The sequence below is a fragment of the Rubellimicrobium thermophilum DSM 16684 genome, assembly GCF_000442315.1.
GTDB lineage: Bacteria > Pseudomonadota > Alphaproteobacteria > Rhodobacterales > Rhodobacteraceae > Rubellimicrobium > Rubellimicrobium thermophilum.
Map to the genome: position 1 here is coordinate 858,519 of NZ_KE557320.1, position 20,680 is coordinate 879,198.

Sequence of the window (20,680 nt, forward strand, 5' to 3'; positions counted from 1 at the left end):
CCCCGCTGGACAAGCGGCCGCTCCCGTGCCTCTCTCCCCCCGCAACGAGGGAGGGAAGCATGAACTGGACCCCGCGCGAGGACCGCTACGAGCGCATGATCTATCGCCGCTGCGGCGCCTCGGGGCTGATGCTGCCGGCGATCTCGCTGGGTCTGTGGCACAATTTCGGGCATGACACCCCGCATGAGACCAAGCGGGCCATCTGCCGGACCGCCTTCGATCACGGGATCATCCATTTCGACCTGGCCAACAATTACGGCCCCCCGCCCGGCAGCGCCGAGGAAGCCTTCGGCGAGATCCTGCGGACCGATTTCGCGGGGCTGCGCGACGAACTGATCATCAGCTCCAAGGCCGGCTACCGCATGTGGCCCGGCCCCCATGGCGAATGGGGCAGCCGCAAATACCTGATCGCGTCCTGCGATGCCTCTCTGAAGCGGATGGGGCTCGACTATGTGGACATCTTCTATTCCCATCGCTTCGATCCCGACACCCCGCTGGAAGAGACGATGGGCGCGCTCGACCATATCGTGCGGTCCGGCCGGGCGCTCTATGTCGGGATCAGCAGCTACAACAGCGAGCGTACGCGGCAGGCAGCCGCGATCCTGAAGGATCTGGGCACCCCCTGCGTGATCCATCAGCCCAGCTACAACCTTCTCAACCGCTGGGTGGAGCGCGATGGCCTGAAGGAGACGCTGCGCGAGCTCGGCATCGGTTCCATCGCCTTCACGCCGCTGGCGCAGGGCATGCTGACGGACAAGTATCTCCGTGGCATTCCGCAGGACAGCCGCGCCGCCCAGGGCAAGAGCCTCGATCCGGCGATGCTGTCGGACGAGACGCTGGAGCGGATCCGCGCGCTCGATGCCATCGCCCGGCGGCGCGGTCAGACGCTCGCCCAGATGGCCATCGCCTGGGTCCTGCGCGAGGGTGGCATCACCAGCGCGCTGATCGGCGCCTCGCGCCCCTCGCAGGTGGAGGACTGCGCCGGCGCCATCCGCAATCTCGACTTCACCGCAGAGGAACTGGCCGAGATCGACCGTCACGCGGACGAGGCCCCGATCAACCTGTGGACGCAGTCGGCCGAGATCGAGGGCTGAGGCCGGCCCCCCTGCCCCGCCGGCGCGCTCCCCCCCCTCGCGCTGGCGGGGGTTCCCTCCCAGCAAGGATCATCCCCCATGATCTCCGAACTGTGCATTCACAGCCTTGCCGAAGGCGAAACGCGGGTTGTCCTGCGTCATGCCGGCCATATCGAGGCGCCGAACTGGCATCCGGAGGATTATCTGATCGTCAATGGCGAAGGGCGGCTCTACCGCGTTCCCCTGGATGCGCCGGCGCTGGAGAACATCCCCACCGGCTCTGTCTCCGGCCTGAACAACGATCACGGCCTGTCGCCCGATGCCAGCACGCTCGCCATCAGTGCAAAGTCGCAGGACGGCGCCTCCTGCATCTATCTGATGCCGGTGGAGGGGGGAGAGCCCCGCCGCGTCACGCCCCGCACACCCTCATGGTGGCATGGCTGGTCGCCGGACGGGGCGCGCCTGGCCTATGCCGCGGCGCGCGACGGGGGGCCCGTCATCGTGATGACCTGCGCGACGGACGGATCGGACGAACGGCCCCTGGCGGATGGCTTCGACCACATGGACGGCCCGGATTACACGCCCGACGGGGCCTGGATCTGGTTCAACGGCGAAAAGGACGGCCGGGTGGATCTGTGGCGCGTGCGCCCCGACGGATCGGATCTGATGCGGATGACCGGGGGCGAGACGGTGGACTGGTTCCCCCATCCCTCGCCGGACGGGCGGCATGTGCTCTATCTGGCCTATCCACCGGGCACGAAGGGACATCCCGGCGGGCTTGACGTGGCGCTGCGCCTGATGCCCCAGCACGGCGGCGAGGGGCACGAGATCCTGCGCCTTCACGGTGGGCAGGGCACGATCAATGTCCCCTGCTGGTCCCCGGACGGCAGGGCCTTCGCCTTCGTCCGCTACGAACCATGAGACGGCTGCCGCCGATCGGCCGCCGGCAGGCGGTGGGGCTGCTCGGCGGCTCCTTCGATCCGCCCCATGCCGGCCATGTGCAGGTCACGCAGACCGCCCTGCGCCGTCTCGGGCTCGACCGCGTCTGGTGGCTGGTCAGCCCGGGCAATCCGCTCAAGACCCGCGGCCCGGCCCCCCTGCCCCAACGCATGGCTGCTGCCCGGGCGATCCTGCGGGGCCATCCGCGCGTGCAAGTCACGGATATCGAGGTCCGCCTTGGCACGCGCTACACGGCCGAGACGCTGACGCGGCTGCGCCGGCTGGCCCCCGGCCTGCGCCTGGTGTGGATCATGGGATCCGACAACCTCCTGCAGTTCCACCGCTGGCACGACTGGCAGCGGATCATGAGGATGGTCCCCGTCTGCGTCGTCGCCCGCCCCGGCGCCCGCCTTGCGGCCCGTTTCGCCCCGGCCGCCCGTGCCTTCCGGCATGCGCAGCTCAACGAAAGCGAGGCGCGCGCCCTTGCCCGCCGCAAACCCCCGGCCTGGGTCGTGCTGAACATGCCTCTCAACCCCCTGTCCTCGACCGCTTTGCGGCATGCGCTCTCGGCGGAGTGAGGGAGACAGGGTTGTGTGGGACCAGGCTCGGGCTAGGCTGCGCAGGACAGGCGGCCGGGGAGTCCATGGGGAGAGTCAGGGCATGACAGCAGGGCAGATCACGCGGCGGGGCCTGCTGGCAGGGGGGCTGACGATGCTGGCCGGGGCGGCATGGGCCGAAGCGCCCGGCACCGCCTTGCGTCCCCGTGCCCGCGCCGGCCTGTCCGCCGGATCAGGCGGCCCGCCCCGCCCTGGCGTCAGCCCTTCGCCAAGGGCGGACATCGCCGCAATGGTGCGCGAGGCCGGCCTCGAGGGGCGGGTCTCCGTTGCCCTCGTGGATCTGCGGACAGGCACGATCCTCGATGCGCTGGATCCCACCCGCCCGGTTCCTCCCGCCTCGGTCGCCAAGGCCGCGACCGCCCTCTACGCCATCGAGACACTGGGCCCCGACCATCGTTTCCGCACCCGTGTGCTGGCCACGGGGCCCGTGCAGGACGGGCTTGTGGAGGGCGATCTGATCCTTGCCGGCGGGGGCGATCCGGTGCTGACGACAGACCGCCTCGCCGATCTGGCCCGCCCTGCTGCGACGAACGGCCGGCATCACCGGCCGGCCCGGGGTCTTTCGCGTCGGTGGGGGGGCCGCCCTCGCCCCATGTCGAGGAGATCGCGCCCGAGCAGCTCGACCATCTTGCCTACAATCCTTCGCTCTCGGGGCTCAATCTCAACTTCAACCGGGTGTTCTTTGCCTGGCAGCGCGAGGGCAGCGGCTGGCGTCTCAGCCTCGATGCCCGGGGGGACCGCTACCGCCCCGAGGTGCAGATCGCCCGCATCACGGCCGAACCGCGGAGCCTGCCCGTCTACACCTATCGGCGCGAGGCCGGGATCGATGTCTGGACGGTGGCCGATCGGCAACTGGGCGAATCCGGTTCGCGATGGCTGCCGGTGCGGGACCCGGCGCTCTATGCCGGACAGGGCCTTCCGCGGAGTGGCGAAGGAGATGGGCACGATCCTGCCCCCGCTGCGCCGATCGCGGCGCTGCCCGAAGGGGCCGTGGAGCTGGCCGCCCTCGAGAGCGACCGGCTCGAGGCGATCCTCATCGACATGCTGCGCTATTCGACCAATCTCACGGCCGAGGCGGTCGGTCTCGCGGCCTCGCAGGGGCGGGGGCTGACCCCCCTCTCGCCTGCCGAGTCCGCCTCCGCGATGACCCGCTGGATCCGCAGGCGGACGGGCGCCCGGATGCATCTGGTGGACCATTCCGGCCTGGGCGGGGAGAGCCGGATGACCGCGCAGGAGATGGCAATCATGCTGGCCGCCCCGGGGGTGATGGAAACCCTCCGGCCGCTGCTGCGCGACATCCCCCTGACCGATGCGGCCGGCACACCCCTGCCCCTGCCCCCGGCCATCGTCCGGGCCAAGACCGGGACGCTCAACTTCGTCTCGACCCTGGCCGGCTATGCCCGCACGACGCCGGGCGCTGATCTGGCCTTTGCCATCTTCGCCGCCGACCCCGAACGGCGTGCCGCCGCCTCAACCTCGGAAGAGGAGATCCCGCCCGGCAGCCGCGACTGGATCGCCCGGGCGCGGCGGCTCCAGCAGCGGCTGCTGCAGCGCTGGGGAACGATCGGATGATCCCGGCCTGCCGCCCGCCTGCCGCCCGCCTGCCGCCGATCGGCAGAATCCTGCAGACGCCGCCATTCGGCCTTGTTCCTGACACAGTCCTGCATCTGGCTGATCCCGAGAACGGAGGGGGGCGTGGCATGGCATTGGTGGCGATCGGCGGCATTCTCGGGTTCTTCGCTGGGCTGGGCGGGCTTGTGCTGCTCGATCTCTCCTGGCTCGAGGCGGTCGCCCTCTGGGCGGGGGGCGGACCGGCCGGGGCGGTGGCCTCTGTGCTGCGATGCGTCGCGCGGCCCGGCAGCCCGGGCGGTGATGATCGACCGGCGCTCGCCCGGATTGCATGACGGGGCTGGACAGGGGGCCATCAGGTCGGGCATGATCCCCCTGCGACGTCTCTATCGACCACGGTCCCTCACGGCCCAGGGCATCGATCAGCCTGACGAGCCGGTCCGCTGCAATCCCGCGAGCGGAAAAGACGAGGAGATCCGGGATGCCCAGCGGCACCGTGAAATGGTTCAACACCACCAAGGGTTATGGCTTCATCGCCCCCGACGGCGGCAAGAAGGACGTGTTCGTCCATATCTCTGCCGTCGAGCGGTCCGGGCTGAAGGGGCTGCGCGACAATCAGAAGGTCACCTTCGACATCGAGACCGGCCGCGACGGACGCGAATCGGCCGTCAACCTGCATCTCGCCTGAACCGGGTGCGAAGCCGCATCCGTTCGGCCGATCGCGCGATGAACCGCCAACGGATGGCCTGCCGATGATCCGGCAGGCCTTTCCTTTCGCGGTGGCGGCAATGCTCGGCGCCTGCGCCGCCCCGCTTCCCCTGCCGTCCGTCCCGTCCGGACAAGGTCATGCGGTGCCGAACTCCGCGGCGCCCAGGGACACCGCCTCGCCGCCTGGCGTCCTCCATGCCGCACCGCGATCCGCCCGCCGCGGCTTTCCCACCGCCGAAGCCACCGCCTCGGGCACGGAACTGGCCTTCGTCCGCGATCTGATGGCCAGCCTGCAGCCCCTGTCCTTTGCCGGAAACCGCGAATATTGCGGCTATATCGGCCATGATCCGGCCGGCCGGCTGATGCATACCCCCCCTGTCGCCGGGGCGGAGGCCTCCTGCCCCCTGCCCCCGATTCCCCAGGGGATGACCGTCATCGCCTCCTACCACACCCATGGCACCTATTCGCCATGGTATGCCTCGGAATGGCCGACCACGCAGGACGTGAACACCGATGCCGCCGACGGCATCGACGGTTACATCGCTACACCGGGCGGGCGGCTGTGGCATGTCGATACCGATACCATGACAGTGCGCCAGATCTGCGGCCGGGGCTGTCTGCCGCAGGATCCGAACTACCGCCCGGAGGACGACGGGCCGCTGCGCCCGGTCATGACCTATGACCAGCTCCTCGCCTGGGAGCGGAGCTGAGAGCCGTTCAGCGACGCGCCTCTTCGGCCAGGGCCAGTGCCGCAGGGCCGAGCGATCCGGCCACGATCCGGCGGACCCCTGCCGCATTCGGATGGATCCCGTCCGGCTGCATCCAGTCCCGCAACGCGGCATCGAGGGTCCCCCCCTCCCGCAGGGGCGCAAAGAAATCCGGGATCAGGGCGGCGCCGAATTCGGCCGCCAGATCGGGATACATGCCGTCGAAGGCGGCCTCGTAATCCGGTCCATACTGGCCCGAGGCGTCGATCCCGACCAGCAGCACCGGCAGATCGCGCGCGGCAATCCCTTCGAGGATGCCGCGCAGGTTCTCCCGGCTTGCGGCCGGGTCGATTCCGCGCAGGAAGTCATTCCCCCCGAGCTGGACGATCACCGCATCCACCTCATCCGTCAGCGCCCAGTCCAGACGCGACAGCCCCCCAGCCGTCGTGTCGCCCGAAACGCCCGCATTCACGATCTCCACGGACGCCCCTGCCTCATCCAGCCAGGCCTGGAGCTGCGGCGCCAGCCCCTCGCCCGCCGCCAGGCCGTAACCGGCCGACAGGCTGTCCCCCAGAAGCAGGATGGTGACCGGATCGTCCTGAGCCGGGGCGGCCACCGGCAGAAGGACAGCCATGATCCAGGCGGCCGAGAGGTTGCGTAACCGGGGCGTGTGCCTAGATCGCGGAGGGTGCCCCGCCGTCGGAGACTCCGTCATGTTCCCCATGCCCGAACCCGTCCTGTCCCTGCGCCATGCAGGTCTCACTCTGCCCGCGGATGCCGGGCCGGTCGAGATCCTCCGGGACATCACGCTCGACATCGCGCCGGGCGAGACGGTGGGGCTTGTCGGTCCGTCGGGATCAGGCAAGTCGTCGCTCCTCATGCTGATGGGTGGGCTCGAACGCGCCACGGCCGGGACGGTGCGGGCCCTGGGGCATGACCTCTCCGGGATGGACGAGGATGCCCTTGCACGGTTCCGCCTCGGCAATCTAGGTGTCGTCTTCCAGTCCTTCCACCTCATCCCGACGATGACCGCGCTCGAGAATGTGGCAACCCCGCTCGAGCTGGCCGGGATCCGCGATGCCTTCGCCCGTGCCGCGTCCGAACTGGACGCCGTGGGCCTGTCCTATCGTGCAGGTCACTATCCGTCTCAGATGTCGGGAGGCGAGCAGCAGCGCGTCGCCCTCGCCCGTGCCTCGGTCATGAGACCCCGGATCCTGCTGGCCGACGAACCGACCGGGAATCTCGACGAGCGGACCGGTGCGGCCATCATCGACCTTCTCTTCGGTCTGCCCGAACGGTTCGGGGCGACGCTGGTCCTTGTCACCCATGACGAAAGGCTCGCGCGGCGCTGTCACCGGATCGTGCGGTTGCGCGATGGACGCATCGACAGCCAGACCGAGGGAACCCGTCAGGCCGAGGCGGCGGAATGAGCGCCGCCCTGCGGCTTGCCGCGCGGGAACTGCGCGCCGGCCTGAGGGGCGGATTGCGGGGATTCCGCATCTTCCTTCTCTGCCTGATCTTTGGGGTCGCAGCCATCGCCGCGGTCGGTTCGGTGCGCGCGGCGATCCAGACCGGGCTGGAGCGCGAAGGCGCGCGCCTTCTGGGCGGGGATGCCGAGGCGGAACTGACCTACCGCTTCGCCAGCCCCGAGGAACGCGACTGGATGGAGCGCATCGCCCTGCGCATCTCGGAAGTCGTGGATTTCCGATCCCTGCTCGTTGCCGATCCGGAAGGCCGGGCCGAGCGGGCCCTGACGCAGGTCCTGGCCGTGGACGATCTCTATCCGCTGATCGGGACGGTCGAGCTTGATCCGCCGATGCCCCTTGCCGCGGCCCTTGCCGGCGACGGAGAACACCCGGGCCTTGTGGCCGAGAGGGCGCTGACCGATCGGCTGGGCCTGTCGCCGGGCGATCGGGTCCGGATCGGCAGCGCGGATTTCGTCCTCTCGGCGGTCCTTGTCCGCTATCCCGACAATGCCAGCGCAGGTTTCGGGCTGGGGCCGCGCAGCCTGCTGCGCCGGGCGGATCTGGACGGCTCCGGCCTGCTGGCCGAAGGCACGCTGTTCGAGACGCTCTACCGGCTCGACCTGCCCGAGACGGCCAACCTCGACGCGCTGGCCGCGGAGGCCGATGCCCTCTGGCGTGACCGGGGGATGCGCTGGCGCGATGCACGATCGGGCGCAGGCGGCACCGGACGGGCCGTCGAAAGACTGGGCGCCTTCCTGGTCCTCGTGGGGCTGTCGGGCCTGGCTGTGGGGGGCGTGGGCGTGTCAGCCGCGGTCTCGGCCCGTATCCGCGCCCGGACCGAGACAATCGCCACGCTGCGGACGCTCGGCGCCTCGCGCCGGGTGATCTTCACGAGCTGCTTCCTGGAGATCGGAACGCTGGCTCTTCTGGGGGTCGTCCTGGGATTGCTGCTGGGAAGTCTGGTGCCCCTTGCCGCATCCCCGTGGATCGCCGCGGCCCTGCCGCTGCCGGCGGTCTTTCGGCTTCATCCCGGCCCGCTGGCCGAAGCCGCGCTCTATGGCATGCTGGCCGCGCTGCTGTTCACGCTCTGGCCGCTGGCACGGGCGACGGATATCCGCGCGGCCGCCCTGTTCCGCGAGGCGCTGGCAGGCGGACGACGCTTGCCGCGCTGGCCCTATCTGTTCGCCAGTGCCGCGATCCTCGCCACGCTTCTGGCGGCGGCGGCCTGGTTCTCGGGGGCAGTGGGACTCACGCTGTGGACGGCGGGAGGAATCGCAGCGGCACTGACGCTGCTGGCGCTGGCGGCGGCTATCATCCGTCAGGCGGCGCGCCGGGCGCGGATGATCGCGCGGGGACGGCCGGCCCTGCGGCTGGCGCTCGGGGCGGTGGGCGCGCGGGGGGGCGAGACAGGGCCGGTGGTGCTGGCGCTGGGCCTCGGGCTGTCGGTGCTGGCCGCCGTGGGGCAGATCGACGGCAATCTGCGCCGCGCCATCACGCAAGAGCTGCCCGCTGTCGCGCCCTCCTACTTCATCCTGGACATCCAGCCCGACCAGATCGCCCCCCTGCGTGAAAGACTGGCGGCCAATCCGGCCGTCTCCGCCGTGGACGCCGCCCCGATGCTACGCGGAATCCTGACCGCCGTGAACGGCATCCCGGCCGAAGAGGCGACCGGCGGCCACTGGATCAGCCGGGGCGACAGGGGTGTGACCTATTCCGAAACCCCGCCCGAGGGCTCCCGGATCACCGCCGGCACCTGGTGGCCCGAGGGCTATGACGGCCCCCCCCTGGTCAGCGTGTCGGCCACCGAAGCCGAGGAAGCGGGGCTGCGTCTGGGCGACCGGCTGACGGTCAACATCCTCGGCCGCAACATCGAGGCCGAAATCGCCAGCTTTCGCGAGGTGGATTTCCGCAGCGCCGGAATCGGCTTCGTCCTCGTCATGAATCCCGCGGCGCTGGCCGGTGCGCCGCATAGCTGGATCGCGACCATCCATGCCGAGGAGGAGGCCGAAGCCGCCATCCTGCGTGACCTTGCCGAAACCTGGCCGAACCTGACCGCCATCCGCATCCGCGATGCCGTGGCCGAAGCGCAGCGTCTGGTCGAAGGGGTGGCGGCGGCCATCCGCACGGCGGCACTGGCCAGCCTGGCGACGGGGTTCCTCGTGCTGATCGGCGCCGCCGCAGCAGGCGAACAGGCGCGGGCCTGGGAAGCGGCGGTGCTCAGGACGCTGGGCGCCACTCCGCGCCTGATCCTGCGCAGCTTTGCGATGCGCGCGGCCCTGATGGGGGCGGCGGCCGGCCTTGTCGCGCTGGTCGCCGGGTCGGCAGGGGCCTGGGGCGTGATGCGCTTCGTCATGGATGCCGAGTTCCGCCCCATCTGGAGCAATGCCCTCGCCATCTGGGGGGCGGGCACGCTTGCAGCGCTGGGGGCGGGGGCTGCTTTTCGCGCTGCGTCCCCTGGCCATCCGCCCGGCCCGGATCCTGCGGGAAAGGGAATGAAAGGGCAGCGGACGGGCCGAGCTCTGCAAGAAGCCCGGAGGAGACCGGGCAACCCGCACAAGCCGGCCCGTCGCGCAGCCCTTTCGGCCTGCGATCAGCTTGCCGTGGCCACGCCCTTCTTGGCAGGCGTTTCGGTGTGGATCATCAGGGGCTTGCCGCCCGGCTGGACGGCCTCCTCATTGACGACCACCTCACGCACAGAGGTCAGGCTCGGCAGCTCGAACATGGTATCGAGCAGGATCTCCTCCATGATCGAACGCAGGCCGCGGGCGCCGGTCTTTCTCTCGATGGCGCGCCTGGCGATCGCCTTGAGCGCATCCTCGGTGAAGGTGAGTTTGGTATCCTCCATCTCGAAGAGGCGCTGATACTGCTTGACCAGAGCGTTCTTGGGCTCGGTCAGGATCCGGATCAGGGCTGCCTCGTCGAGATCCGTGAGCGTGGCGATGACCGGCAGGCGGCCGACGAATTCCGGGATCAGGCCGAACTTCAGAAGATCCTCGGGCTCGAGATCCTTGAAGATCTCGCCGACGGAGCGTTCGTCGGGCGCCATGACCTTGGCGCCGAAGCCCATGCCGGTGCCCTTGGAACGCTGGGCAATGATCTTTTCCAGCCCGGCAAAGGCACCGCCGCAGATGAACAGGATGTTGGTCGTGTCCACCTGCAGGAATTCCTGCTGGGGATGCTTGCGCCCGCCTTGCGGCGGCACGGAGGCGATGGTGCCCTCCATGATCTTCAGCAGGGCCTGCTGGACGCCCTCGCCGCTGACATCGCGGGTGATGGAAGGGTTGTCCGACTTGCGGGTGATCTTGTCCACCTCGTCGATGTAGACGATCCCCCGCTGGGCCCGTTCGACATTGTATTCCGAAGCCTGGAGCAGCTTGAGGATGATGTTCTCCACATCCTCGCCGACATAGCCCGCCTCGGTCAGCGTGGTGGCATCGGCCATGGTGAAGGGCACATCGAGGATGCGCGCCAGCGTCTGGGCCAGAAGCGTCTTGCCGCAGCCGGTCGGGCCGATCAGCAGGATGTTGGACTTGGCCAGTTCGATGTCGCTCGCCTTCTGGGCGTGGTTCAGCCGCTTGTAGTGGTTGTGCACGGCCACCGACAGGACACGCTTGGCATGCTCCTGCCCGATCACATAGTCGTCGAGGACGTCGCAGATCTCTCGCGGGGTGGGCACGCCATCGCCGGACTTGAGCCCGGAGGACTTCGTCTCCTCGCGGATGATATCCATGCAGAGCTCGACGCATTCATCGCAGATGAACACGGTCGGCCCGGCAATGAGCTTGCGCACCTCATGCTGGCTCTTGCCGCAGAAGGAGCAGTAGAGGGTGTTCTTGCCGTCGCTGCCGGATGCGTTCGCCATGTGACTCCTCTGGCCCGCACGGGCGTCTTAGTCGATTGCCCCTCCGGGCACGTCGGGGCCGGGGCATTCCACGGCCCATCACAAAGGTTAGGTCAGCCGGTCGGGCTCCACAATGCCAAAATCCCGTGTCGGGGCACCCGAACAGTGACCTGTTGCCTCATGCCGCCGCCGATTCGGACCCGGCCTTCCCGCCTTCGCGGGTGGTCAGGATGTCGTCGATGAGACCCCATGCCTTGGCCTCTTCCGGATCCATGAAGCGGTCCCGCTCCAGCGCGGCCTCCACCGCCTCCATCGACTGGCCGGTATGCTTGACATAGATCTCGTTCAGGCGCTTGCGCAGCGCCTCGGTCCGGCGGGCGTGGATGAGGATGTCGGTCGCCTGGCCCTGGAAGCCGCCCGAAGGCTGGTGGACCATGATCTCGGAATTGGGAAGCGAGAAGCGCATCCCCTTCTCCCCCGCCGTCAGCAGGAGCGAACCCATCGAGGCCGCCTGACCGATGACAAGGGTCGAGACCTTGGGGCGGATGTACTGCATCGTGTCGTAGATCGACAGCCCGGAGGTGACGACGCCACCGGGGCTGTTGATGTACATGGAGATTTCCTTCTTGGGATTCTCCGCCTCCAGATGCAGGAGCTGGGCCACGACGAGCTGGGCCATCACATCGTGGATGGGGCCGGAGACGAAGATCACCCGCTCCTTCAGAAGGCGGGAGAAGATGTCATAGGCCCGCTCGCCCCGGCTGGTCTGCTCGACCACCATGGGGACGAGATTCATGTAGTGATCGACGGGATCTTTCATGGGCGGACCTTTCGCGAGACAGGCCCTAGATACGGTCGCAGGACAGGGGCCGCAAGGGCGCTGCGGATGCGCAGATGTGCAAAGCCTAGCGCGCGCCCCCTTCGCCGGGCCGAATCGGGAAGACGACCGTCAGGCGGTGCATCTCGTCGTCCTCCGCCGTCTCGATGGGACCGCCGATCTGGGCCGCAAAGGCCTGGATGAGCTGGCGCCCCAGCCCCGGGCCGGGCTGCCGCTTCGGCCGCCCTTCGGCGCTGTTGGCGATGGTCAGGCGTGCATGGTCCTCGCCCCTTTCGAGACGGACCGAGACCGTGGGCAGGCCGGATCGCGCCCGGGCATGGAGGGCGGCATTCGACAGCGCCTCGGCGACGAGAAAGGCCAGCGGCACGGCCTGATCGGGATCGAGAACGAGGCTGTCGATGGACATCTCCGTGCGCAACAGGGCAGCCCGGACAGCCAGTTCCTGCTCGGCGATGGCGCGGATGAGGGGGGCCACGTCGATCGCGGCCATGTCGGCGCTGGTATAGAGGGTGCGGTAGATTGCCGCGAGGGTCAGCACCCGGTCCTGCAGGCGCCGCAGGGCCGCCCGCGGCTCTGCCCCCGACAGCCGGCGGATCTGCATGGAGATGATCGAGGAGATGAGCTGGAGATTGTTCTTCACGCGGTGATGGATCTCGCGCAGCAGGACGCCCCGCTCGCGATAGGCCCGGGCCATTCGGGCCTCGTCCTCGAGGATGGATCGGGCCATCTCGCGGAAGGCCAGTTCGATCTCGCGCAGCTCCCGCGCGGCATCCGGCGGCGGCGCATCCGGCAGGGTGCGGTCATGGCCAAAGCGGCGCATCATGGCCCCCAGCGCCGCCACGCGCGAGAGCACCAGCCTGTCCAGCGTCCAGAGTGCCACGCCGAGGCTGGCCAGCCACATCAGGACGGCGAGCGTCAGCGGCCGGCCCCACAGCCCCGAGGGGCGCCCAGCCTGTTCCGGGCTCCAGACGGCGAGCGCATAGGCCACCTCGGGAACGACCGGCACCACGGTATAGACGCGCTCGGCCCCATCGGGATCGCGGGCCGCAAAGACCCGCGGTCCGGAGGGCGTCTCGGCGGACAGGGGGCGGCGCGGGGCCAGAAGGCCGGGCGGCACGACAGGGCCGTCCGGGCCGGTCGATGTCAGAACCTCGCCCGAGGCATTGAAGGTGACAAGCTGGAGAGGCTGGTTTTCCGACGGCAGGGCCGGTCCGGCCAGCGCCTCGATCGGCAGCAGAAGCGCCAGCGATCCGATCGACCGTCCCCCCGCCGCAAGCGGAACTGCCATCAGCAGGCTGCCCGGCAGGCCGCCCCGGATCTCGGTCCGGTCGGAGGCGGCATCGACAGACAGCGGCAGGCTGTCGAATTCCGGCCCCGAGGCGCAGGGGCGGCCGCCGACGGCCGGGTAGAACACGGCAAGGCTGTAGGAAGACCAGGCCTCCACGAAGCTGCGCAATGTCCCTTCGCAGGACACGGGGTCTGCCAGGACGGAGGGCAGCGCCGCCAGCGCCCCCGCAGCGCCCTGAGCGCGGACGATCTCACGTTCGAGACCGGACGCGGCCTGGGCCGTGACAGCCAGAAGCGACAGCCGGGCACGCTGTTCGCTTTCCTGCTGGAAGGACCGCGCCTGTCCGAGAGCCAGCAGCCCGAGCGGCAGCAGCGCCAGCGACAGAAGTGCCGTCACCCGGACCGCGAGCCCGTCGCGGTGCAGCCGCCCGAGGATCCGTCCGGCCATGTCACAGATGCGGGCCGCCCTGGGCGGCGATCACGGCCATGGTGGCCCCGTCGGTAAGCTCGAGCCGCTCCGTCTCCGACAGGTCGAGAAGCTGGGCCAGACGCGCGCGGGCGCGGTTGGCACGGCTCTTGACGGTTCCCACGGCCACACCGATGATCGCCGCCGCTTCCTCGTAGGAATGGCCCTGCACTCCGACAAGCTGGAGCGCCTCGCGCTGTTCGTCCGGCAGACGAAGAAAGGCGCGATAGAGATCGGCGATATGCAGGCGGCCGTCATGGGCCGGCTTCTCCGCCAGCGCCCCGACAAGGATGCCGTCGCTGTCGGCGACCTCGCGCACGCTGCGGCGGCGATTGGAATAGAAGGTGTTGCGCAGGATGGTGAACAGCCAGGCGCGCAGATTCGTCCCCTCGGCAAAGCGGTCGAAACTGGACCAGGCCTTCACCACCGTGTCCTGCACGAGATCGTCCGCCGCGGCGGCATTGCGCGTCAGCGACAGCGCAAAGGCGCGCATCGCCGGCAGATGCGCCAGCATCTCCTCGCGCGGGTCGCTCCCCTCGGCCGGGGTGACTCCGTCGGGGGGGCGCGGCGACCTTGCGGTGTCTCTCACACTCATGCGACCATCCGCGCCAGGCGATTGTCACGGAGCGCGCCGCGTCCTGCCCCTTTGCCCCTGTCCCCCGCCTCCTCCGATGCGGGGGATTGCGGCGATGCAAAGGCCAGGGCGTCATGGGCGGCGCCTGCACCCCCCGGCCTGCCCTCCAGACGCGCCAGAATCCGGGCGAAGGCGGGAGGAAGGCCGCCCCGGACGGGTCCGCCATAGGCGCGCCGCAGATTGGCGGCAGTCGCGGCATTCCGCTTCTCCTGCGACGACATCTCGTTCATGGCGGTTACTCGCTGCCTCGTGGGTCATGCTTTCGGAACTGAAAGCCGCGGGCTATCGTTTGGTTCCAGATCGAAGAAGGGATCCCGTTTCACATGAGCACGACCGACGCCCCCGACCTCTCCGCGCAGATCGCGGCAGAGCTTCCCTATCTGCGCCGGTATGCGCGCGCCCTCACGGGAAGCCAGTCGAGCGGCGATGCCTATGCGCTGGCCACCCTCGAGGCGATCCTCGATGAACCGGCCCTGTTCGAGACGGGAACGACGCCACGTGTCGCGTTGTTCACGGTCTTTCACACGATCTGGAACAGCTCCGGGTCCCCCGTCTCGGACGGAGAGACGGGACTGGCCAGGGCCGCCCAGAGGCATCTGGCGCGGCTGACCCCCAACACGCGCGAGGCGCTTCTGCTGTCCACCATCGAGGATTTCACCCCCGAGGAGGTCGCCACGATCATGCGCAGCGACGTGGACGAGGTGCGCCACCTCATCAACCGGGCCCGCAGCGAGATGGAGGATTCCGTCTCTGGCCGCGTCATGATCATCGAGGACGAGGCCATCATCGCCCTCGACCTGCAGACCATCGTCGCCGACATGGGCCATGCCATCACGGGCGTTGCCCGCACGCGCGATGCGGCGGTGGCGCTCGCCGGGATCGAGAAGCCGGACCTCATCCTCGCCGATATCCAGCTGGCCGACAGATCCTCGGGGATCGACGCGGTCAACGAGATCCTCAGGGCCCGCGGTGACATCCCCGTCATCTTCATCACCGCCTTCCCCGAACGGCTGCTGACCGGAGAGCGGCCCGAGCCGGCCTTCCTCATCTCCAAGCCCTACCGGGAAGATCAGGTGCGATCCGCCATCAGCCAGGCGATGTTCTTCGCCTCGACCGAGCCGCTCAAGGCCTGACAGGGGCGCGGCTTCTGCCGCAAACCCCTTCAGCCACCATAGACGACCAGTTCCGGCAGGCTCGCAGCGGCAGGCCCAGCAGACGCATCGCCGCGATGCTGATCTGACTGCCCGATCCCGGCTCTCCGCCGGAGGGGCGCAGCTCCACGCCGATGCTCTGGCCCGTGGCGGGATGCTCGATCCGGCCGCGCATCACCGCCGTCACGAGGGGCGTGCGGAGCCAGACCCCCGGTTCGGACGGCGGCCCGAGCGAAGCCACCGTCGTCCCCAGACGCGCACCGGCCCCGGCCGGAGCTGCCCCGGCAGCGGACGGGGCGGCGGCAGCAGCGTCCATGCCTACCCCATCGGAGCCGGCCCCCAGGCCGTCGTCTGCGGCGGGCGGCGGAGGCGGCGGAAGCCCGGCATCGGCGGCCCCGGCCAAAGCCGGACCGGGCGGAGCCAGGATCGCCGGAGCACCGGCGGCGGTCGTGGCGCGATCGGCCGGCCGTGCCTCTGGCAGCGGAGCCTCGGCCGGGGCCTGCGTGCCGGACGGACGCATGGGCCCCGGGCGGCCATCCGGCGCCGCACATGCGCCCAGGGCGCAGAGGGCGATCAGCGAAAGACGAATGCGCAGGGTCATGGCGGAAGCCTAAGGCGCCCGGGTCGCCGGGCGCAACGGTCAGGACCGGCGGCATCGGCAAGGCTCCGCTTGCGGGCAGACCGGCAGACACCTACCTTGGTCGCATGGACGCGCCCATGCAGGACCCCTTCGGCCGCTTCATCCGATACCTGCGGGTTTCGGTCACGGACCGTTGCGATTTCCGCTGCGTCTACTGCATGTCCGAACACATGACCTTCCTGCCCAAGAGCGAGATCCTCTCGCTCGAGGAGCTCGACCGTCTCTGTTCGGCCTTCATCCGTCTGGGGGTGGAGAAGCTCCGCATCACGGGGGGAGAGCCGCTGGTGCGGCGCGACATCCTCACCTTCTTCCGCGCGATGCGCCGCCATCTCGATTCGGGCGCGCTGCGCGAGCTGACGCTGACCACCAATGGCAGCCAGCTGGCCCGCCATGCCGCGGCGCTGCGGGATGCCGGGGTGCGGCGGGTCAATGTCTCGCTCGACACGCTGGATCCGGAGCGCTTCCGCCGGCTGACGCGGATCGGCCGCATCGATCAGGTTCTGGACGGGATCCGCGCCGCCCGCGAGGCCGGCCTGCGCGTCAAGATCAACGCCGTCGCGCTCAAGGGCGAGACCGAGGACGAGCTGTGGGACATGATCGCCTGGTGCGCGGAACAGGGCCATGACCTGACCTTCATCGAGGTCATGCCCATGGGCGACATCGGCAACGAGATGCGGCTGGACCAGTTCTGGTCCCTGCGCGATCTGCGCCGGCGGATCGAAAGCCGCTTTACCCTGACCGATCTGGCCGAGCGCACGGGTGGCCCTGCGCGTTATGCCCGGATCGAGGAGACGGGACAGAAGATCGGCTTCATCACCCCGCTGTCCCACAATTTCTGCGAAAGCTGCAACCGCGTGCGGCTGACCTGCACGGGTCAGCTTCATACCTGTCTCGGACAGGAAGGGGCATCGGACCTGCGCGCAGCGCTGCGTGCCTCTGCGGATGACCGCGATCTCGAGGCGGCGATCCGGGCGGCGATCCGGCTCAAGCCGCGCGGGCATGACTTCGACTATTCGCGCGGAACCGTCGCCGGGCGGATCTCGCGCCACATGAGCCATACGGGCGGCTGACTCGTGTCGGCGCATCCCCTGTCCTGGCCGGCGCCGCTGCGCCTGTATGGCGCCGCTGCCGATCTGCTGCTGGGGCCCGCCTTCCGCCGTGCGGCGGCCCGGCTCGGGGCACAGGGCATCGGCCCCGAACGCCAGCGCGAACGCCTGGGCGAGGCGACCAGACCCCGGCCCGAAGGGCGTCTGATCTGGTTCCATGCCGCGAGCATGGGAGAAAGCCTGTCCGTCCTGCCCCTTGTGCGGATCCTTGCCGAAAGGGCCACGGTCCTGGTGACCACCGGCACGGCCAGTTCGGCGGCGGTCCTGGCCTCGCGCCTGCCGGCCGGGGCGCTGCACCAGTTCGCCCCTCTGGATGCCTCGGGACCGGTGACGCGGTTCCTCGATCACTGGCGCCCGGATCTGGCCGTCATGGTGGAAAGCGAGATCTGGCCCCAGATGCTTCGCGCGGCCCATGCCCGTGGCGTGCCGCTCGTGCTGATGAATGCGCGGATGTCGGTCCGCAGCCTCAGGGCATGGGCCCGCATGCCGCAGAGCGCGCGGGTCCTGCTCGGTCTCTTCGACCGGATCGTCGCCCAGACGGCGGACATGCGGGATGCCCTCGTCGCGCTGGGGGCCGATCCGGTCCGGATCGCCGTGGGCGGCAACATGAAGGCCGCCGCCCCCCCGCCCCCCGCCGATCCGGCCGAGCTGGAGCGCCTGCGCCGCGTGCGGGGCGACGCGCCGCTCTGGGCCGCCATCTCGACCCATCCGGGAGAGGAGGAGGCGGCGCTGACGGCGCATCGGGCTGTCCTGGCACAGCATCGGGAGGCACGCCTGATCCTTGTCCCGCGCCATCCGGAGCGGGCGGACAGCATCCTGCATCTTGCCTCGCGCCGGGGATTTGCGGCCACGCGGCGCAGCACGGGCGGCCTGCCGGATGGTGCGCTGCATCTGGCCGACACGCTGGGCGAGACGGGCCTGTGGTTCCGTCTGGCCCCGGTGGTGTTCCTGGGCGGCTCACTGGTGCCCGTGGGGGGGCACAATCCGTGGGAGCCGGCCCAATGCGGCGCGGCGCTGCTGACGGGCCCCCTGCGCGAGGCCGTCGCGGCCGACATGACCGCCCTGGAAGAGGCCGGCGCCGCGATGACAGTGCGCGATGCCGATGACCTGGGCCGGGCCGTGGCCGCACTGCTGGCCGATCCGGCCCGCGCCGCCGCGATGGGCGAGGCCGGGCGCAGCCTTGCTGCGCGGCAGGGCAACCGGGTCGAGGAGATCGCCCGCGAGCTGATGGACATCCTGTCATGAGAGACTTCGTGGATCCGGCCGGAATCGAGGTGATCGCCCCGAACTTCAAGCGCCGCCATTCGGGGGTGACATCCACCGTGCTGCGCCTGCTGCCGATCCAGGCGCGGACGATCCGCATCGCCGCCGCCGGTCCCCGGCTTCCGGCGGACATCCCGCGCATCCGGCTGCGCGACCTGCTGACCATGTCCCGCTCCGGCCCCGGCGGCAGCGGAACCCCCCGCATCTGGCATGCCCGGCGCAACACGGAGATGCTGGGCGGTCTTCTGCTGCGAACCCTGCTGCGCAAGAGGCTGCGGCTGCTGTTCACCTCGGCGGCCCAGCGGCGGCACAGCCGCTATACGCGCTGGCTGATCCGGCAGATGGATGCGGTGGTGGCCACCTCCTCGCGCAGTGGGGCCTTTCTCGAGGTGCCCCACCGCGTGATCCTGCATGGGGTGGACACGGATCTGTTCTCGCCCGCGCCGGACCGGGCCGCCCTGCGGCGCGAGATGGGACTGGATCCGGGGGCGTTCCTGATCGGCTGTTTCGGACGGCTCCGGCCGCAGAAGGGCACCGATCTGCTGACAGAGGCGCTGATCGCCGTCCTGCCCGCGCGCCCGGATGTACAGGCCCTGTTCATGGGCGGCGTGACGCCGGATCAGGCCGCCTTCGTCGAGGGGCTGAAGGCGCGGGTGCGCGCAGCCGGGCTGAAGGACCGCATCCGCTTCCTGCCCGAGGACAGGGGCTGGGACATCGCGCGGTGGTATCGCGTGCTTGATCTCTATGTGACGGCGCCGCGAGTGGAGGGGTTCGGGCTCACCCCTCTGGAGGCGATGGCCTGCGGGGTGCCGGTGATTGCCTCGCGGGCGGGCGCCTTCGAGGACATCATCGCGGACGGCCGAACGGGCCGCCTGATCCCCGCAGGGGACGGGCCGGCGCTGGCAGAGGCGCTGGCAGAGGCGCTCGATGATCGGGACATGCTGGCCCGCTGGGCGGCTGCGGCCCGCCCCCATGTCCTTGCGCATCACCGCATCGAGGCCGAGGCGGAAGCTCTGAACGCGCTCTACAGGGATCTCATCGGCCGCTGAGGGGCATCCGCGCCTCGGCCATGCCCGCCAGCCAGGAACAGCCGGCGGGGATCGCCTCGTCGTTGAAGTCGTATTCGGGGTGATGGACCGGCGCCGAGTCGCCATTGCCGAGCAGGATATAGGCCCCCGGCCGTTCCTCCAGCATGTAGGCGAAGTCCTCGCCGCCCATCACGAGGGGGGCTTCCTCGCAGCCGCCCGAGACCGCCCGGGCCACCTCGCGCGCGAAGTCCGTCTGCTCGGGATGGTTGACCATGACGGGGTAACCCGCGCGCCAGTCCAGATGGGCCTGTGCGCCATGGGCCATGGCGGTGGCCTCGCAGATTGTCCGGAGCCGCCTTTCGGCCATTGCCCTCATCTCGCGCGAGAGGGTGCGGACGGTCCCGCGAAGCGTGACACGTGACGGGATCACATTGAAAGCCTCGGACGAGGTGCGGAACGAGGTGACCGAGACCACGATCTGCCCGACCGGGTCGGCATTCCGGCTGACGATGGTCTGAAGCGCCAGGACGATGGCCGAGGCTGCCACGGTGGGGTCCACCACCTCCTGCGGCTTGGCGGCATCGTCCCCCCTTTCCTTCCACGACGATCTCGAACTGATCGGTGGCGGCGAAGAACTGCCCGGCGCGGATGGCAAAGCTGCCGACGGGGCGGCCGGGCCAGTTGTGCAGGCCATAGACCTCCTGGATGCCCCAGCGGTCCATCAGCCCGTCGGCGCACATCTCGCGGCCGCCGCCGCCACCCTCCTCGGCCGGCTGGAAGATGACCACGACGGTGCCGTCGAAGGCGCGCGTCTCGCACAGGTATTTCGCGGCGCCCAGCAGCATGGCGGTATGTCCGTCATGGCCGCAGGCATGCATGGCGCCCTTCACCTTCGAGGCATGAGGCAGGCCGGTCGCCTCCTCGATGGGCAGCGCGTCCATGTCCGCACGCAAGCCGATGACCCGGCCCGAGGCCGTCGAACGCCCCCGGATGACACCCACCACGCCGGTGCGGCCGATGCCGGTGGTAACCTCATCGCAACCGAAGGCGCGCAGGCGTTCGGCCACCAGGGCAGCGGTTCGGTGGGTGTCGAACAGGATCTCCGGATGTTCGTGCAGATCGCGGCGCCAGGCGCGGATCTCGGGCAGCATCTCGGCAAAGCGGTTGCGGGGGGGCATGGTTCTCTCCTTGCTGGACGCACTGTTCCCGAGCGGCGAGAGGGGAGCAAGGGCATGGGCGGCCCTGACCACCGTGACGCCACGCAAGGGGTTGTGCGATGCGGCATTGCTGCTAGCGTCCCCCTCAACGTGCCCGGACCAACAGCGGCACGAAACCGGAATGACAGGG

19 protein-coding genes and 3 pseudogenes are annotated in these 20,680 nt (G+C 69.7%); 14 read left to right on the plus strand and 8 right to left on the minus strand.

What is annotated here, in order from left to right; genetic code table 11:
* Positions 1-59: 59 nt before the first annotated feature.
* The 8 genes and pseudogenes from mgrA (at position 60) to RUTHE_RS05180 (ending at position 5,616) form a co-directional block, all read left to right on the plus strand.
* Positions 60-1,094, plus strand: coding sequence for an L-glyceraldehyde 3-phosphate reductase (mgrA, locus tag RUTHE_RS05150; protein ID WP_021097252.1), 1,035 nt, complete (start codon positions 60-62; stop codon positions 1,092-1,094).
* A 78-nt stretch (positions 1,095-1,172) separates the two neighbouring features.
* Entirely contained in the window at positions 1,173-1,994 is an 822-nt protein-coding gene (locus RUTHE_RS05155; RefSeq protein ID WP_021097253.1) for a TolB family protein, read from the plus strand.
* On the plus strand, positions 1,991-2,590 hold the full coding sequence (locus tag RUTHE_RS05160) for a nicotinate-nucleotide adenylyltransferase (protein ID WP_021097254.1): 600 nt from the start codon (positions 1,991-1,993) through the stop codon (positions 2,588-2,590). Before RUTHE_RS05155 ends, RUTHE_RS05160 begins: the two co-directional genes overlap by 4 nt.
* A 268-nt stretch (positions 2,591-2,858) precedes the next feature.
* Positions 2,859-3,107 (plus strand): annotated as a pseudogene (locus tag RUTHE_RS17400) (D-alanyl-D-alanine carboxypeptidase); the annotation flags it as partial.
* 92 nt (positions 3,108-3,199) lie between these two features.
* Entirely contained in the window at positions 3,200-4,201 is a 1,002-nt protein-coding gene (locus RUTHE_RS05165; protein WP_021097255.1) for a D-alanyl-D-alanine carboxypeptidase, read from the plus strand.
* A gap of 128 nt (positions 4,202-4,329) precedes the next feature.
* Positions 4,330-4,533 (plus strand): hypothetical protein, encoded by a 204-nt coding sequence (locus RUTHE_RS16395; protein ID WP_021097256.1) that lies wholly within the window; start codon positions 4,330-4,332, stop codon positions 4,531-4,533.
* A gap of 146 nt (positions 4,534-4,679) precedes the next feature.
* Entirely contained in the window at positions 4,680-4,886 is a 207-nt protein-coding gene (locus RUTHE_RS05175) for a cold-shock protein (protein ID WP_021097257.1), read from the plus strand.
* Between the two features lie 64 nt (positions 4,887-4,950).
* A complete protein-coding gene (locus RUTHE_RS05180) occupies positions 4,951-5,616 on the plus strand; it encodes a DUF4329 domain-containing protein (RefSeq protein ID WP_021097258.1) in 666 nt (221 codons plus the stop codon).
* A gap of 7 nt (positions 5,617-5,623) precedes the next feature.
* On the opposite strand, the gene RUTHE_RS05185 is transcribed toward RUTHE_RS05180, so the two are convergent.
* The gene (locus RUTHE_RS05185; RefSeq protein ID WP_021097259.1) at positions 5,624-6,247 is read right to left on the minus strand and encodes an arylesterase; all 624 of its coding nucleotides are present in this window, start codon (positions 6,245-6,247) and stop codon (positions 5,624-5,626) included.
* 88 nt (positions 6,248-6,335) lie between these two features.
* Between RUTHE_RS05185 and RUTHE_RS05190 the strand changes: the two genes are divergently transcribed.
* Both RUTHE_RS05190 and RUTHE_RS05195 read left to right on the plus strand, forming a co-directional pair.
* Positions 6,336-7,043: an ABC transporter ATP-binding protein gene (locus RUTHE_RS05190; protein ID WP_040645326.1), complete on the plus strand. Its 708-nt coding sequence runs from the start codon at positions 6,336-6,338 to the stop codon at positions 7,041-7,043.
* Positions 7,040-9,575 (plus strand): annotated as a pseudogene (locus RUTHE_RS05195) (ABC transporter permease). The gene RUTHE_RS05190 and the pseudogene RUTHE_RS05195 overlap by 4 nt, the downstream one beginning before the upstream one ends.
* A 94-nt stretch (positions 9,576-9,669) precedes the next feature.
* On the opposite strand, the gene clpX reads toward RUTHE_RS05195, so the two are convergent.
* The 5 genes from clpX to RUTHE_RS05220 all read right to left on the minus strand — a co-directional run bounded on the left by clpX (position 9,670) and on the right by RUTHE_RS05220 (position 14,375).
* Positions 9,670-10,941: an ATP-dependent Clp protease ATP-binding subunit ClpX gene (gene clpX, locus RUTHE_RS05200; RefSeq protein ID WP_040644994.1), complete on the minus strand. Its 1,272-nt coding sequence runs from the start codon at positions 10,939-10,941 to the stop codon at positions 9,670-9,672.
* Positions 10,942-11,098: 157 nt separating this feature from the next.
* Entirely contained in the window at positions 11,099-11,740 is a 642-nt protein-coding gene (locus RUTHE_RS05205; RefSeq protein ID WP_021097263.1) for an ATP-dependent Clp protease proteolytic subunit, read from the minus strand.
* Positions 11,741-11,825: 85 nt separating this feature from the next.
* Positions 11,826-13,493: a sensor histidine kinase gene (locus RUTHE_RS05210; protein WP_021097264.1), complete on the minus strand. Its 1,668-nt coding sequence runs from the start codon at positions 13,491-13,493 to the stop codon at positions 11,826-11,828.
* Position 13,494: 1 nt separating this feature from the next.
* Complete coding sequence (locus RUTHE_RS05215) at positions 13,495-14,106, minus strand: RNA polymerase sigma factor (protein ID WP_021097265.1); 612 nt, start codon at positions 14,104-14,106, stop codon at positions 13,495-13,497.
* Positions 14,103-14,375, minus strand: coding sequence for a hypothetical protein (locus RUTHE_RS05220; RefSeq protein ID WP_021097266.1), 273 nt, complete (start codon positions 14,373-14,375; stop codon positions 14,103-14,105). The genes RUTHE_RS05215 and RUTHE_RS05220 overlap by 4 nt, the downstream gene beginning before the upstream one ends.
* 93 nt (positions 14,376-14,468) lie before the next feature.
* On the opposite strand from RUTHE_RS05220, the gene RUTHE_RS05225 reads away from it, so the two are divergent.
* Positions 14,469-15,278, plus strand: a complete 810-nt coding sequence (locus tag RUTHE_RS05225) for a response regulator (RefSeq protein ID WP_021097267.1) — start codon at positions 14,469-14,471, stop codon at positions 15,276-15,278.
* Here RUTHE_RS05225 and RUTHE_RS16950 read toward each other — a convergent pair.
* Positions 15,268-15,612, minus strand: coding sequence for a hypothetical protein (locus RUTHE_RS16950; RefSeq protein WP_211217721.1), 345 nt, complete (start codon positions 15,610-15,612; stop codon positions 15,268-15,270). The genes RUTHE_RS05225 and RUTHE_RS16950 overlap by 11 nt on opposite strands.
* Before the next feature lie 389 nt (positions 15,613-16,001).
* On the opposite strand from RUTHE_RS16950, the gene moaA reads away from it, so the two are divergent.
* Genes moaA through RUTHE_RS05245 form a run of 3 tightly spaced genes read left to right on the plus strand, consistent with a single transcriptional unit; the run spans position 16,002 to position 19,354 of the window.
* Positions 16,002-17,006 carry a GTP 3',8-cyclase MoaA gene (gene moaA / locus RUTHE_RS05235; protein ID WP_040644996.1) on the plus strand — a complete coding sequence of 335 codons (1,005 nt, stop codon included), beginning with the start codon at positions 16,002-16,004 and terminating at the stop codon, positions 17,004-17,006.
* Positions 17,007-17,009: 3 nt separating this feature from the next.
* Positions 17,010-18,287 carry a 3-deoxy-D-manno-octulosonic acid transferase gene (locus tag RUTHE_RS17975; protein WP_021097270.1) on the plus strand — a complete coding sequence of 426 codons (1,278 nt, stop codon included), beginning with the start codon at positions 17,010-17,012 and terminating at the stop codon, positions 18,285-18,287.
* Positions 18,284-19,354, plus strand: coding sequence for a glycosyltransferase family 4 protein (locus RUTHE_RS05245; RefSeq protein ID WP_021097271.1), 1,071 nt, complete (start codon positions 18,284-18,286; stop codon positions 19,352-19,354). Before RUTHE_RS17975 ends, RUTHE_RS05245 begins: the two co-directional genes overlap by 4 nt.
* Here the strand turns inward: RUTHE_RS05245 and RUTHE_RS05250 are convergent.
* Positions 19,341-20,511, minus strand: a pseudogene (locus RUTHE_RS05250) (M20 aminoacylase family protein). The gene RUTHE_RS05245 and the pseudogene RUTHE_RS05250 overlap by 14 nt on opposite strands.
* Positions 20,512-20,680 lie beyond the last annotated feature (169 nt).